A 13395-nucleotide genomic window follows, 5' to 3' on the forward strand; every position below is an offset into this window, starting at 1 on the left:
GCTATTGCCCCGACGCTTTTCTATTCGAATTCCAGAACCCCGCTCTGGAAGGTCAGCACCGTTTCTCCCGACTGGTTGACGCCTTCGTTAAATGTGGTGTTCAGCCAGACGCCAGCTCTGGATTCCAGCGCTCGGGTGTCGAGCAGGGTCACGAAATAGGTGACATCGTCTCCGGCAAAGACCGGTTTTTTCCATTTGAGTTCGCGAAAGCCGGGGGAGGGGCCGAGTTTGGGCGGCTCAAGGCCCTGTAGCTTCAACCTTTTCACCTCTTTGGCCCAGTGAGAGAGGAAGCATTTCATCCAGCCTGCGCCGGTGTGCCAGCCGGAAGCGCAGAGAGCGCCGAAAACGCTGTTCTTTGCGGCTTCCGCGTCGAGATGAAAGGGCTGCGGATCGAAATCGCGGGCAAAACGGATGATGTCTTCGGCGGAAAAATGCAGCGTATCGAGGGTGACGCGTTCGCCGATGGGAGAAAGTTCTGCCAGTTTCATGCTGCAACGCCTCCATTGCCGCGCATCAGGAACATCACCGTGTTTTCCCCGTGCGATACCAGAACGCCGCGCTGGTTATAAAGCTCGTGGCGTAATTTCACGAGGCCGATGCCGGGGCGCGAGGCGGAGGGCCGCTGTTCCAGCACGATGGATTTTCCGACAAGCGTATCGCCCGCCAGAACCGGCTTTTTCCAGTCGACGAAATCGATGCCGGGGCTGCCCTGCGAGGTCGAGTTCGAGATGTAGCTGTCCGCCATCATCCGCATCAGCAGGCTGCAGGTGTGCCAGCCGGAAGCCGCCAGCCCGCCGAGAATGCTCTGGCGGCCAGCCTCCTCGGAAAGATGCATAGGCTGTGGGTCGAATTCGCTGGCGAAGGCGATAATCTGCTCTGCGGAAATCGATTGCGGGCCCAAAGGAAATTCCCGACCGACGGAAAAATCCTCATAGGCATATGTCGCGACCGGCGTCATGGTTTCCTCCCTTCGCACAGTCAATATCGGCGGCATCTAAAATGATTTTTCCCTTTACGTAAAGGTCAAATCGGGGAGGCCGGTTCTTGGGGAGGTGGTTTGGAGCGAGTGGGCGCGCGTTTCGCCTTCTCCCCGAGGGGGAGAAGGTCGCGGCAGCGGGATGAGGGGGCGAGGGTAGAGATAAACCGAGAGCTTGCCCCCTCATCCGACCCTTCGGGCCACCTTCTCCCCGGCGGGGAGAAGAAACCGCGCCGCAATGTTCGGTTACCCTTCTTGGCGGACCTTATCGAAGTCGCCAAAGGTCGGATCAGGTATTGAAGCGGAAGTGGATGACGTCGCCGTCCTGAACCACATATTCCTTGCCTTCGTCGCGAGCCTTGCCGGCTTCCTTCGCGCCGACTTCGCCCTTGAAGGCGACATAGTCGTTGTAAGCGATGGTGTTGGCGCGGATGAAGCCGCGTTCGAAATCGGAGTGGATGACGCCGGCGGCCTGCGGGGCCTTGGTGCCGCGCTCGATGGTCCAGGCGCGGCATTCCTTCGGGCCAACGGTGAAATAGGTAATGAGGTCGAGCAGCTTGTAGCCGGCGCGGATCAGGCGGTCGAGGCCCGCTTCTTCGAGGCCGAGGGCGGAGAGGAATTCCTTCGACTCTTCATCGGGAAGCTGTGCGACTTCGGATTCGATCGCCGCGGAGATGACGACGGATTCCGCACCCTGGGCCTTGGCCATTTCGGCAACGGCCTTGGTATGTTCGTTACCGTCGACGGCGTCGCTTTCGGCGACGTTGCAGACGTAGAGAACCGGATGCGCGGTCAGGAGGTTGAGGCCCTGAAGGATGCGCAGTTCCTCGGCATCAAGCGTGGAGAGCAGGGTGCGGACCGGCTTGCCTTCGTTCAGAAGCTTCAGCGAGGCTTCCATCAGTGGCAGCTGCGCCAGCGAATCCTTATCCTTGCCGGTGGCGCGCTTGCGGGTCTGTTCCGTGCGGCGCTCAAGGCTTTCGAGATCGGAAAGCATCAGCTCGGTCTCGATGGTTTCGGCATCGGCCACCGGATTGATGCGGCCTTCGACGTGGGTGATGTCGTCATCTTCGAAGCAGCGCAGAACGTGAACCACGGCGTCCACTTCGCGGATATTGGCGAGGAACTGGTTGCCGAGGCCTTCGCCCTTCGATGCGCCGCGCACCAGGCCGGCAATATCCACGAAGGAGATGCGGGTGGGGATGATTTCCTTCGAGCCGGCAATGTCGGCAAGGATTTTCATGCGCGCATCCGGAACCGCCACTTCGCCGGTGTTCGGCTCGATGGTGCAGAAGGGATAGTTGGCCGCCTGCGCCGCTGCCGTTTTCGTCAGCGCGTTGAAGAGAGTGGACTTGCCGACATTTGGCAATCCAACGATACCGCATTTGAAGCCCATGGCTTGAAACCTGTCCGTTTGAAAGAATTCGTTGAGGAGCCTTTTGCGGAAAGGGCAGGGCAAGGTCAAGCCCGCGGGCCGATTTGTGCGGGCAAAGCACCTTTAATGGTGCGGAATTTCGGGCAGGGTTGCCGATGCCGCGGTTGCGGCGCAATATAAGCCGGTCAAGCGATCGATCTTTCGTCATCAACGGGGTTTTCCCATGAACAACCGCGATGAGCGACAGGCACGAGCGACCATGACGAGTGACAGTCCTGTCGATCTCAAGCCGAAACCGAAAGTCAAACCGAAGCTGGAGCGGCCGAAGCTCTACAAGGTCATTCTGCTGAATGACGACTATACGCCGCGTGAGTTCGTTACCGTGGTGTTGAAAGCCGTCTTCCGCATGAGCGAGGAAACCGGCCACCGGGTGATGATGACGGCGCACCGCTTCGGCAGCGCGGTCGTCGTTGTCTGCGAGCGGGATATCGCCGAGACCAAGGCCAAGGAAGCGACCGATCTCGGCAAGGAAGCGGGATTTCCGCTGATGTTCACCACCGAGCCGGAGGAGTGAGCGTTAATCCTGCCGGATCTGAAAGCCCGTCTTGTTCTGCGCGAAACCGCAGCTTTCGTAAAAGGCGTGAACCTCCGGACGCTGCCGGCCGGTCAACAGCATCACCTTGTAGCAGTTCGCCGCAAAAGCGGCCTCGACGGCATGGCGCACCACCGCGCGGCCATATCCGTGGCCGCGACGGTTTTCCAGCGTCACCACGTTTTCGATAAGGGCATAGGGACGGGCGGCGCGCGTCAGGTTCGGAACGATCTGCAGCGTGGCGGTGGCGACCGCTTCTTCGCCTTCGGTCGCAAGAAACACGGTCAGGCCCGGCTGGGCGAGCATGGCCGCGAAAGCCGTGTTCGCTTCTTCTGCCGTCATTTCAGGGTCGGACGGATTGAGAGCCCGGTAAAGGTCAAGCAATCCGGCCAGATCGCCGGCTCCGGCTGCGCGCAGGACGATGGGCTCGGAAGACATTTGCGATCTAGTCCTTCTTGCTGAACATGCGTTTCAGCATTTCGGCCATCGGGCCGGTTTCCGGCAGCTTTTTCGGCTGGGCGCTGTTGCGTGCCTGATGGATGTGGGATTGCGCGGCGGGTTTGGCTGCCTTGGCCGGCTTTTCGGCTTCCGGCTTGCTGCCCGTGGCGAGCGCCAGCTTGTTCATCAGCTGCGAATCCTCGGCTTTCACCAGCATGGCGGCATTGTCGGCAATGGCGTCCAGAAGCGGATCGAGCCAGACCCGGTCGGCCTTGGCGAAATCGCCGAGCACGTGGCCGTGCACCCGCTCCTTGTCACCGGGATGGCCGATGCCGAGACGCAGGCGGCGATAGTCCTTGCCGCAATGGGCGTCGAGCGATTTCAGGCCGTTGTGACCGCCATGGCCGCCGCCGGTCTTGATGCGGGCGCGGCCGGCCGGCAAATCCAGTTCGTCATGGATGGCGATGATGTCTGCCGGCGCAAGCTTGAAGAAGCGCATGGCTTCGCCGACGGACTCACCCGAAAGGTTCATATAGGTCAGCGGCTTCATCAGCAGGACCTTCTCGCCGCCGATCTCGCCTTCGGAAATCTCCGCCTTGAATTTTTTCGACCAGGGCGCAAAGGACGGCAGGCGCTGCAGCGCATCGACGGCCATGAAGCCGATATTGTGACGGTTTACCGCATATTGCGCGCCGGGATTACCAAGTCCTGCGATGATCTTCATGGGGCATGTCCGCGTTTTGCCTGATGATGATGTTGTCACCACCCCGAAAACCGCCGGCTGTCAATCTTTTTATGGAATTTCGGATGGGCTCAGGGGCTGACGAGATTGTAGCGGTCGAATATCCGCTGCTGCGTTCCATCGGCGATCAGCCTGTCCAGCCGGGCCTGTAATTTCGCGATGACCTCATCGGGCACGCTTTTGTTGCAGGCAAGCCCAAGCTGCTGCCGCGAGAGAGTTATCACTTCGCTGAACGTGTCGGCGGGCAGGCTTTTGAAGGTGCTCTCAGACATGGGCATCAGGTCGATGCGGCCGGCCTTCAGCTTGTGAAGCGTGATCTCGAAATCCGCGCCGACATCCACCTGCGGGAAACCGAGCTTTTCGAGAAGCGCCTCGGTATAATCTCCACGCTGGGTTCCCACCCGATATTTCTTGGCTTCCTCAAGGCTGGAGGCTTCGATATTGGCGTTGCGGCGCGCCACGAGAATGTTGCGGTCGATATGGATCGGCGTGACCCATTTGAACTGCTTCTCTCGCTCCGGTGTTCTCGCAGCGGCGAAGACGCAGTGCATGGCCTGCGTTCTGGCCAGTGCGATGGCCCGCGCCCAAGGCATGACGGCGACTTCGTAACTGGTGCCGGTGTCCTCGAGCACGGTTCTGAGCTGGTCGAAATAGACACCCCGCACGCTGCCGTCGCTGGCCTGCAGATTATAGGGCGGATAAACCTCGGTGGTCAGGAAGAGCTTGGCGGCGCTGGCCGGCGTGGCGAGCGCAAGAAAGATCAGGCAAAAGCGGATCAATCCCATGGCTGCCCCCTGCCGGTTCATGCTTGCCGCGCCGCGGCGCGGTTTTGCCCGGACGCCGTGTCGAGTGAGGTGATCAATCTTTCGACCGGCTGCGGACGCGCGAAGAAATAACCCTGCCCGAAATCCGCGCCTATATCGCTCAGAAGCGCCTTCTGTTCTTCCGTCTCGACGCCCTCGGCAATGACGGCGCAGTTCATCTTGTGCGAGATGGCCGCGATGCCTTCGACCAGCATGCGGTTGCGCTGCCTGATGTCCATCCTGTCGTCGCAGATCGAGCGGGTGAAGGACTGGTCGATCTTGACGATATCGACCGGAAAACGGCTGAGATAGCTGAGCGAGGAATAACCCGTGCCGAAATCATCCAGCGCGATGCGGCAGCCGAGTTGGTGGATGGCATTGAGGATCGCCCGAACCTGCGGATCGTCCTTCATGATAACGGCTTCGGTGATCTCGATGACCAGCCGTCTGGGAAGAATGCCATGGCGGTGCAGAACGCCGGCGATGCGCGTCGGCAATCCCGGTTCGAATTGCAACGGTGAGAAATTCACCGCCACATAGGTCTGCTCCATGCCCGGCAGGCGCGACAGCCGGGCGAGATTGGCGATCGACTGATCGAGAATGACATTGCCGATGCGGTGGATAGTGCCGTTTTCTTCCGCAAGGCTGACGATTGCGGCCGGGGAAAGCAGGCCCTTGTCCGGGTGGTTGAGACGCAGCAGCGCCTCGAAACCCGCCGTCTGGCCGGTGGCGAGGTTCTGAATCGGTTGGAAATAGGCCTCGAACCAGTCTTCGGAAAGCGCCTGCGCGATATCCCGTTCCAGCTCCGCATGTTCGCGCGCACGGTCCATGATCGAGCTGTCGAAGACCTGCGAGCCGTTTTTGCCCGTGCGCTTGCGGGTATACATGGCCATGTCGGCATTCTGCAAAAGCTCGGAGGCGCTGGCGGCGTGCAGGGGATAGACCGCCATGCCGATACTGGCGCTGAGGCGGATGCTGTTGCTTTCGATATCGAAGGGCGTGTCGAGCATGGCGCAGATGCGCTCGCAGAATTGCAGGGCGCGCTCTTCCACCTTGTCGCCGGCCAGAAGAATGGCGAATTCGTCGCCGCCAAGCCGCGATGCGCTGTCCAGCGGTGTCAGCAGCGGTTCGAGCTTCAACGTGAACTGTTTGAGAACGGCGTCGCCCGCGGCATGGCCGAGATTGTCGTTGATCGCCTTGAACCGGTCGAGGTCGATGAACAGGCAGGCCAGCTCGCTGCCATTGCGGTCCGCATCGCGGATCTGCAGGTCGAGAATGGCCTCGAAGCCCTGCCGGTTGAAAAGGCCGGTCAGGTGGTCGGAAATGGCCTGCTGGCGGTTGCGCTTTTCCGACTGGCGCAGTTCGGTCACGTCCGTCATGACGCAGAGGCAGGTACTCTGATGGGCCGCATCGCCGGAATCGAGGGCCTTTTCGAGGATGAGCGCATCCATGACGCTGCCATCCATGCAGTGGAAGCGCACGGTAATGCCGCTATGCGAGGCATCGGGCAGGGGATGAGCCGTCTTGCGCTGCTGGAACAGAAGCCGGTCATCGGGATGGATGAGATCGGCGAAATTCAGGCCGAGTATCCGGGTGCGGTCGTAACCGGTCGCCTGCACCCAATAGTCACTGACGGCGGCAATGCGGTCGTGCCTGTCGAGCGAAAACAGCATGGCGGGCGTGCGGTTGTAGATTTCCGTCTTACGCTCGTGCGCGTTCTTGATCTCCAGCTCTTCCTTTTCGAGCTGGGTCTGCATTTCGTTGAAGCTTTTCGCCAGCCGGCCGATTTCGTCCTTCGAACGCCAGTCGACGTGGTGGCGCGAGCCGAGACGCCGCGTCGCCTCGATGGCGGCCGCGAGCCGCATTAGCGGGCGGATGACCATGAAGCGGTTGCCGGCGATGGCGGCAAGAACGATGGTGAGGACGGCGAGGATGAAAATCGTGATGAAGGCCAGTTCGGTGCGGCTGAGAGAAGTCAGAAGGCCGACATCGTCGTAATAGACCGTCAGTTGCCCGACGGTGACGGTGCCCTTTGTGGTCTTGTAGGTGACCTCGCGGGTCATCGAGGCGGCATCCTGAATGATGTCGCTGCCGGCAGTCTGGACGACATCAAGCTGGCCGGATGTATCCTTGACCTCGACCATGCGGATCATGGGATCGGAAACGAGAGTTCCGGTAATCTGGTTTATCGTGTCGTCATCAAGGTCCCACAGGGGCCGGGCAAGCGCCTGAGTATTGGTCGACAGCAGAATTTCAATATGATTGCGCTGGCTACGGATGGCTTCGTTGTAGGAAAGCGTCAGCAACAGCGTGAATAGCGGGGCGACCACTGTAAGAAGTGCGCCGGAAACAATCGCGATAAAGCGACTTTCGACGGAATGAGCCATGTTCGATTGCAGCTACCCTTTGCCCCAGACTTGCTGCGCCCCGTTTCGTCCGCCCGGAGGGTTTTGCGAGGGTTTTCGGCAAAAGCCTGTTTTCCAACGCATTTCCTCAGCCCGGCCGGTGTTCCACGACAGCGCGAGGGTATCGTTTCATGGAAGTGTTAATCGACACTGAAACGGGTTCCGTATCAGGTGAGGATGGCAAGCTTTCTGGTTTTAAAGTTCATAAAAACTAAAAGGCCCGTTCCGAAAACGGAACGGGCCTCATTGTTCAAAGCTGTCCGGCCTTGCGGCCGCCGATTATTCCTCGGAAGCTTCTTCGGTCGTTTCTTCTGCAACGCCAGCGGCCGGAGCAACGATCGTTGCGATCGTGAAGTCACGGTCGGCGATAACCGGCGTGATGTTCTTCGGCAGCTTCACATTCGAAATGTGGACGTTGTCGCCGATCTTCAGACCAGCGAGATCGACCGTGATGAATTCCGGAATGTCGTTGGCCGGGCAGTGGAATTCCACCGTGTGGCGAACGATGTTCAGAACGCCGCCGATCTTGATGTCCGACTTTTCTTCGTTGACGAAGTGAACCGGAACTTCGACGTTGACGAGCGTGTTGCCCGAAACGCGCAGGAAGTCGACGTGCATGGTGAAGTCGCGGACCGGATCAAGCTGGTAGTCCTTCGGGAGAACCTTGATCTTCTTGCCGTCGACGTCGATGATCGCAACCGTCGTCATGAAACCGCCAGCGTGGATACGCTTGGTGACTTCGTTGGTCGAGAGCGCGATAGAAATGGGGGCCTGCTTGTCACCATAGATGACAGCGGGAATCAAACCGTTGCGGCGAAGTTCACGAGAGGACCCCTTACCAACTCGTTCGCGCGCCTCGGCCTTGAGCTCATACGATTCTTTGCTCATGGCAATTCCTTTCGAGGTTATATGGAGAGTTCACGCCGAACGAAGCGGCCTGAACCGGAGAGGCCAAAGGCCATCCCGCCCGCGTTGCCTCCAAGGGTGTCTACACGGGTGCGGGCGCTATAATACAAACGGGACACAAAGACAAGAGAGGACCACTTTCTTGTCTGTATACCTCTCCGGTTTCATTAGGTCGCACTAATTCACTTACTTGTTGCAACTTTTAATGTGTGCTTATCCATTCATATAAACCGGGTGAAAACTTGGCGAATGATAAGGCTACGCAAAATTCCAATTGCGTAGATGACAATGCTCAAAGTTCTCCAGTGCCTCACCATCGATCACGACTATCGATACACCGCCGCAGCGGTCTTCGTCTGCATGCTGGGCAGTTTCGTCTCGATGCGCCTTTTTTCGAAAGCACGTCTGGCGACGGGGGTGCAGAAGGTCAACTGGCTGTTTCTGGCGGGCGTCAATGGCGGGGCGGCGATATGGACCACCCATTTCGTGGCGATGCTGGGCTATGTCGCGGCGGGCGATGTCGGATACGATCCCTATCTGACCGGGCTGTCGCTTCTGATTGCCATTACCACAACGACTACCGGCCTGGGCATTTCCGCCTATGGCGGACGCAGCGTGCTGGTGGAAGCCGGTGGCGTCATCCTCGGCCTCGGCATTGCGGCGATGCATTATACGGGTATGGCCGCCTACAATGTTCAAGGCATGATTTTCTGGAATCAGGCCTATGTCATCGCCTCGCTGATATTGGGAGCTGTGCTGGGCGCCATTGCGGTCAATCGCATTGCCCGGCCTCTCAACCGTTTCTGCCAGTATAGCGCGGTGGCGTTTCTCATCCTGGCCATTGCCTCGATGCATTATACCGGCATGGCGTCGATGTCCTTCGCCTTCGACCCGCGTATCGTCATTCCGGAAAACCTGCTGCCGCCGGCCATCATGGGCGGAGGCGCCATTGCGGTGACGCTTCTGCTTCTGGCGCTGGGGCTCTCCACCTATGTCATCGACGCCCAGTCCACCCAGCAGGCGGTTGCCCGCTATCGCCATCTTTCGTTGCACGATCCGCTGACGGGCATTCCCAACCGGGCGGCATTCATCGAACATCTAAATCGCCGCACACGCCATGTCTCGCTGGGCGCGCATACCGCGCTTCTGTCCATCGATCTCGACCGTTTCAAGGAAATCAATGACGTGCATGGCCATGCGGCGGGCGACGCCGTGCTGCGCGCCATTGCCGACCGCGCGAGTTCCGTGCTGAAGACCGGGGAGTTTCTGGCGCGCATGGGCGGCGATGAATTCGTGGCGATGACCCATTCCTATTACACCCGTGCCGACGGCGCGGAGTTCGCCCAGCGATTGATCGAGCAGATCAGCAAGCCGGTGGAATGGAACGGACAGACATTTTCGGTCGGCGCAAGCGTCGGCATATCGGTTCGCAATACCGGCTCCATCGATGCCGATACGCTGATGGCGCAGGCGGATGTCGCCATGTACCGGGCAAAAAGCGGCAGTTCCGATACGATCTGCTTTTACGACAAATCCATGGACGAGGCCGCGCGTGAGCGCAATGCGCTGGCCATCGCCATGCGCAGCGGCCTCGCCAATAAAGAGTTCGAGCTTTATTACCAGCAGCAGAACGACACAAAAAGTGGCAGCATCGTCGGTTTCGAGGCGCTTTTGCGCTGGAACCATCCCGAACGCGGCATGGTCTCCCCGGCCGAGTTCATTCCGATCGCCGAACAGACCGGCTTTATCGTCGAACTGGGCGAATGGGTTCTGAGAGAAGCCTGCGCGCAGGCCGCTCAGTGGAAAAAATCGCTCGCCATTGCCGTAAACGTCGCGCCGCAGCAGCTTGCGGATAATGATTTCCCCGACAAGGTTGAGAAAATTCTCGCCGAGACGGGGCTCGCGCCGGAAAGGCTCGAGCTGGAAATCACCGAAGGCAGCATCATCGCCGACCATCGCCACGCGCTCGTCACCATCCGCAAACTCAAGTCGCTCGGCGTCAAGATCGCCATGGACGACTACGGCACGGGCTATTCCTCGCTTTCGACGCTGCAGAGCTTCCCCTTCGACAAGATCAAGATCGACCGCGCCTTCATCGATGGCCTGTCGACCAACGTGCAGTCGGAGGCGATCGTTCGCTCGACGCTCATCCTGGCGCACAGCCTCAATATTCCGGTGCTTGCGGAAGGGGTCGAAACCAAGGCCCATATCGAGTTCCTGCGGCGTGAAGGCTGCCTGCAGGTGCAGGGCTTCTTTTTCGGCAAGCCCGGACCGCTGACCTCCATCGCCAATCTCGTGGACGATACGTTCCTCTCTGCCGAAGATGAAACGGACGTGACCGCCGGCCGGCGTTATTTCAAGGCGGTCCGATAGTCTGGCGCAGCCCGCGGCCGCGCCCGGCAAGGCCGGTCGCGAAATTTTTTGTTGAAACATGGCCGCTTCCAGCGCACCATCGCCGAAAAGCTTTGGGAGGAGCGTATGCCGACAGACATCGCCCATGCGGAACGCGTGTATGAAACCGCGCGCCATCGTTCCGCCGCCGCAAGTTCTCCGATTGTCGCCTCCTGGCGTCGCTGCATGGTCAAACATCATCTTGCACCGGAGGAAAACCGCAAGCCGATCTTTCTCAGCGAGTATGAATTCCGCCGCGCCCGCGAAAGTGCGGCCGGCCTGATCGCCGAAAGCACGGATGAACTCGACCGCATTTTCCAAAGCGTCGGCAAATCCGGCTGCTGCCTGCTTTTGACCGATGCGCAGGGCGTTGCGCTGGAACGGCGCGGCGCCTCGGGCGACGATCGAGATTTCCGGGCACTCGGCCTCTGGTCCGGGGCGGTCTGGAGCGAAGAAAGCGTGGGCACCAACGGTATCGGCACGGCGCTGGTGGATGAGCGCTCGGTGGTGGTCTACCGCGACCAGCATTTCTTCACGTCGAATACCGAACTCTGCTGCACCACGGCTCCCATCCGCGATCACACCGGCCGGGTGACGGGCGCGCTCGATATTTCCACCTGCCGCGACGACATCAACGAGATGACCTTTTCCTTCGTCACCCAGGCGGTGAAGGATGCGGCGCAGCGTATCGAGGGCAATCTTTTCCGCCGCGCCTTTCCGGGTGCGCGCATCGTCGTCGTGCCGAGCGGGTTCGGCGCGGCGCTGTCGCTGCTGGCCGTGGATCAGGACGATCTCGTGCTGGGTGCGACCCGTGCCGCACGCCTTGTGCTGAAGCTGGACGACGCCCGAATCGCGCAGGGACTGCCCGCCGCCGACGTTCTTCAGGAACAGCGCCACGATGGCGGTTCCGATCTTGCGGAAGCGGAACGCTCGGCGCTGCGGCGCGTGTTGTCGCGCACCAACGGCAATGTCACGCAGGCCGCCTCCCTGCTCGGCATCAGCCGCGCCACGCTTCACCGCAAGATGAAGAAATTCGACGTGCACTAAGGTGCGTGCGGGTGCGTTCCGGCCAATCATGCCGGATCGAGGCGCCTTTGTCGCAGATGTGAGACAATGTGCGCTGCGGAACCGCGCCGCCCCTCTACCGAACCGCGCCATCTAGGCCCACCTTCCTCCCATGCGGTCCGCTGCGGATCGTTTTCATCAGGGAGGATGAAATCATGAACATTCAGGTTCAGCAGAAAGCGGGCGAAGCGCCTTTCAAGCTGAAATACGGCAATTACATCGGCGGCAAATGGGTGGAGCCGAAATCCGGCCGCTACATGGATAATCTTTCGCCGGTCACCGGCCACAAGATCTGCGAAGTGCCGCGTTCGGACGCATCCGACATCGAGTTCGCGCTCGACGCAGCCCACAAGGCTCGCGACAAATGGGGCAAGACCAGCATAACCGAGCGCTCCAACATCCTGCTCAAGATCGCCCAGCGGATCGAGGATAATCTCGATCTCATCGCCCGGGCCGAAACCTGGGATAACGGCAAGCCGCTGCGCGAAACCACCAATGCGGATATTCCGCTCGCCATCGACCATTTCCGTTATTTCGCGGGCTGCATCCGCGCCCAGGAAGGCACGATCGGCGAAATCGACAATGATACCGTCGCCTATCACTTCCATGAGCCGCTCGGCGTCGTCGGCCAGATCATTCCGTGGAACTTCCCGATCCTCATGGCCGCGTGGAAGCTTGCGCCGGCGCTTGCCGCCGGCAATTGCGTGGTGCTGAAGCCTGCCGAACAGACACCGGCCTCGATTCTCATCGTGATGGAACTGATCGAAGACCTGCTGCCGCCCGGCGTCCTCAACATCGTCAACGGCACGGGCCTCGAAGCCGGCAAGCCGCTGGCGCAGAGCAACCGCATCGCCAAGATCGCCTTTACCGGTTCCACCTCGGTCGGCAAGGAAATCATGCGTTATGCGGCCGACAACGTCACCAACATCACGCTGGAGCTGGGCGGCAAGTCGCCGAACATCTTCTTTGCCGATGTGATGAACGAGGACGATGCCTTCCTCGACAAGGCGCTCGAAGGTTTCGCCTTCTTCGCGCTCAATCAGGGCGAGGTGTGCACATGCCCGTCGCGTGCGCTGGTGCATGAATCGATCTATGACCGCTTCATGGAAAAGGCGATCAAGCGGGTTCAGGCCATCAGCCAGGACGATCCGCTCAATCCGTCGACCATGCTGGGCGCGCAGGCCTCGCAGGAACAGTTCGACAAGATCATGAGCTATCTGGAGATCGGCAAGAAGGAAGGCGCCAGGGTTCTGACCGGCGGCGACCGCAAGACGCTGACGGGCGATCTGAAGGATGGCTATTACATCCAGCCGACGGTCTTCGAAGGCAACAACAAGATGCGGATTTTCCAGGAGGAAATCTTCGGTCCTGTCGTTTCCGTCACCACCTTCAAGACGGTGGAAGAGGCGCTCGAAATCGCCAATGACACGGTTTACGGTCTGGGCGCAGGCGTCTGGAGCCGCGATACCAACATCGCCTATCGGGCCGGCCGGGGCATCGAAGCGGGCCGCGTGTGGACGAACTGCTATCACGTCTATCCCGCGGGTGCTGCCTTTGGCGGTTACAAGCAGTCGGGCATCGGTCGCGAGACCCACAAGATGATGCTCGATCACTACCAGCAGACCAAGAACCTGCTCGTGTCCTACAGCCCGAACAAGGTCGGTTTCTTCTGAGGTCCTCCCCGGAAGCCGGCGAGGGGCTGTGG

12 protein-coding genes are annotated in these 13395 nt (G+C 60.0%); 4 read left to right on the forward strand and 8 right to left on the reverse strand.

What is annotated here, in order from left to right; genetic code table 11:
- Positions 1-20: 20 nt before the first annotated feature.
- From ACQZ5K_RS18975 to ychF, 3 genes are all read right to left on the reverse strand, one after another.
- Positions 21-488, reverse strand: a complete 468-nt coding sequence (locus tag ACQZ5K_RS18975) for a MaoC family dehydratase (RefSeq protein ID WP_003523106.1) — start codon at positions 486-488, stop codon at positions 21-23.
- Entirely contained in the window at positions 485-958 is a 474-nt protein-coding gene (locus tag ACQZ5K_RS18980) for a MaoC family dehydratase (protein ID WP_065655710.1), read from the reverse strand. Before ACQZ5K_RS18980 ends, ACQZ5K_RS18975 begins: the two co-directional genes overlap by 4 nt.
- A 307-nt stretch (positions 959-1265) precedes the next feature.
- Complete coding sequence (ychF, locus tag ACQZ5K_RS18985; protein WP_448741116.1) at positions 1266-2369, reverse strand: redox-regulated ATPase YchF; 1104 nt, start codon at positions 2367-2369, stop codon at positions 1266-1268.
- A gap of 238 nt (positions 2370-2607) precedes the next feature.
- On the opposite strand from ychF, the gene clpS reads away from it, so the two are divergent.
- The gene (gene clpS / locus ACQZ5K_RS18990; protein ID WP_035239437.1) at positions 2608-2922 is read left to right on the forward strand and encodes an ATP-dependent Clp protease adapter ClpS; all 315 of its coding nucleotides are present in this window, start codon (positions 2608-2610) and stop codon (positions 2920-2922) included.
- A 3-nt stretch (positions 2923-2925) separates the two neighbouring features.
- Here clpS and ACQZ5K_RS18995 read toward each other — a convergent pair whose 3' ends face one another.
- The 5 genes from ACQZ5K_RS18995 to ACQZ5K_RS19015 form a co-directional block, all read right to left on the reverse strand.
- Positions 2926-3378 carry a GNAT family N-acetyltransferase gene (locus ACQZ5K_RS18995; RefSeq protein ID WP_448741117.1) on the reverse strand — a complete coding sequence of 151 codons (453 nt, stop codon included), beginning with the start codon at positions 3376-3378 and terminating at the stop codon, positions 2926-2928.
- A gap of 7 nt (positions 3379-3385) precedes the next feature.
- Positions 3386-4102 carry an aminoacyl-tRNA hydrolase gene (pth, locus tag ACQZ5K_RS19000; RefSeq protein ID WP_035260419.1) on the reverse strand — a complete coding sequence of 239 codons (717 nt, stop codon included), beginning with the start codon at positions 4100-4102 and terminating at the stop codon, positions 3386-3388.
- 89 nt (positions 4103-4191) lie between these two features.
- A complete protein-coding gene (locus ACQZ5K_RS19005; RefSeq protein WP_035260425.1) occupies positions 4192-4905 on the reverse strand; it encodes a substrate-binding periplasmic protein in 714 nt (237 codons plus the stop codon).
- Between the two features lie 17 nt (positions 4906-4922).
- The gene (locus ACQZ5K_RS19010) at positions 4923-7310 is read right to left on the reverse strand and encodes an EAL domain-containing protein (RefSeq protein WP_448741118.1); all 2388 of its coding nucleotides are present in this window, start codon (positions 7308-7310) and stop codon (positions 4923-4925) included.
- 297 nt (positions 7311-7607) lie between these two features.
- The gene (locus ACQZ5K_RS19015; protein WP_003522887.1) at positions 7608-8216 is read right to left on the reverse strand and encodes a 50S ribosomal protein L25/general stress protein Ctc; all 609 of its coding nucleotides are present in this window, start codon (positions 8214-8216) and stop codon (positions 7608-7610) included.
- Between the two features lie 306 nt (positions 8217-8522).
- Between ACQZ5K_RS19015 and ACQZ5K_RS19020 the strand changes: the two genes are divergently transcribed.
- From ACQZ5K_RS19020 to adh, 3 genes are all read left to right on the forward strand, one after another.
- Entirely contained in the window at positions 8523-10607 is a 2085-nt protein-coding gene (locus ACQZ5K_RS19020; protein ID WP_448741134.1) for a putative bifunctional diguanylate cyclase/phosphodiesterase, read from the forward strand.
- A gap of 105 nt (positions 10608-10712) precedes the next feature.
- A complete protein-coding gene (locus ACQZ5K_RS19025) occupies positions 10713-11672 on the forward strand; it encodes a helix-turn-helix domain-containing protein (RefSeq protein ID WP_137004365.1) in 960 nt (319 codons plus the stop codon).
- A gap of 173 nt (positions 11673-11845) precedes the next feature.
- On the forward strand, positions 11846-13363 hold the full coding sequence (gene adh, locus ACQZ5K_RS19030) for an aldehyde dehydrogenase (RefSeq protein ID WP_127757805.1): 1518 nt from the start codon (positions 11846-11848) through the stop codon (positions 13361-13363).
- Positions 13364-13395 lie beyond the last annotated feature (32 nt).

It is taken from the genome of Agrobacterium sp. 22-226-1, assembly GCF_053522345.1.

Coding starts and splice junctions, on each gene's coding strand:
- adh (WP_127757805.1), top strand. CDS start 11,846: ATGAACATTCAGGTTCAGCAGAAAGCGGGCGAAGCGCCTTTCAAGCTG.
- pth (WP_035260419.1), bottom strand. CDS start 4,102: ATGAAGATCATCGCAGGACTTGGTAATCCCGGCGCGCAATATGCGGTA.
- ACQZ5K_RS18980 (WP_065655710.1), bottom strand. CDS start 958: ATGACGCCGGTCGCGACATATGCCTATGAGGATTTTTCCGTCGGTCGG.
- ACQZ5K_RS19025 (WP_137004365.1), top strand. CDS start 10,713: ATGCCGACAGACATCGCCCATGCGGAACGCGTGTATGAAACCGCGCGC.
- ACQZ5K_RS18995 (WP_448741117.1), bottom strand. CDS start 3,378: ATGTCTTCCGAGCCCATCGTCCTGCGCGCAGCCGGAGCCGGCGATCTG.
- ACQZ5K_RS19015 (WP_003522887.1), bottom strand. CDS start 8,216: ATGAGCAAAGAATCGTATGAGCTCAAGGCCGAGGCGCGCGAACGAGTT.
- ACQZ5K_RS19010 (WP_448741118.1), bottom strand. CDS start 7,310: ATGGCTCATTCCGTCGAAAGTCGCTTTATCGCGATTGTTTCCGGCGCA.
- ychF (WP_448741116.1), bottom strand. CDS start 2,369: ATGGGCTTCAAATGCGGTATCGTTGGATTGCCAAATGTCGGCAAGTCC.
- ACQZ5K_RS19005 (WP_035260425.1), bottom strand. CDS start 4,905: ATGGGATTGATCCGCTTTTGCCTGATCTTTCTTGCGCTCGCCACGCCG.
- ACQZ5K_RS19020 (WP_448741134.1), top strand. CDS start 8,523: ATGCTCAAAGTTCTCCAGTGCCTCACCATCGATCACGACTATCGATAC.
- ACQZ5K_RS18975 (WP_003523106.1), bottom strand. CDS start 488: ATGAAACTGGCAGAACTTTCTCCCATCGGCGAACGCGTCACCCTCGAT.
- clpS (WP_035239437.1), top strand. CDS start 2,608: ATGACGAGTGACAGTCCTGTCGATCTCAAGCCGAAACCGAAAGTCAAA.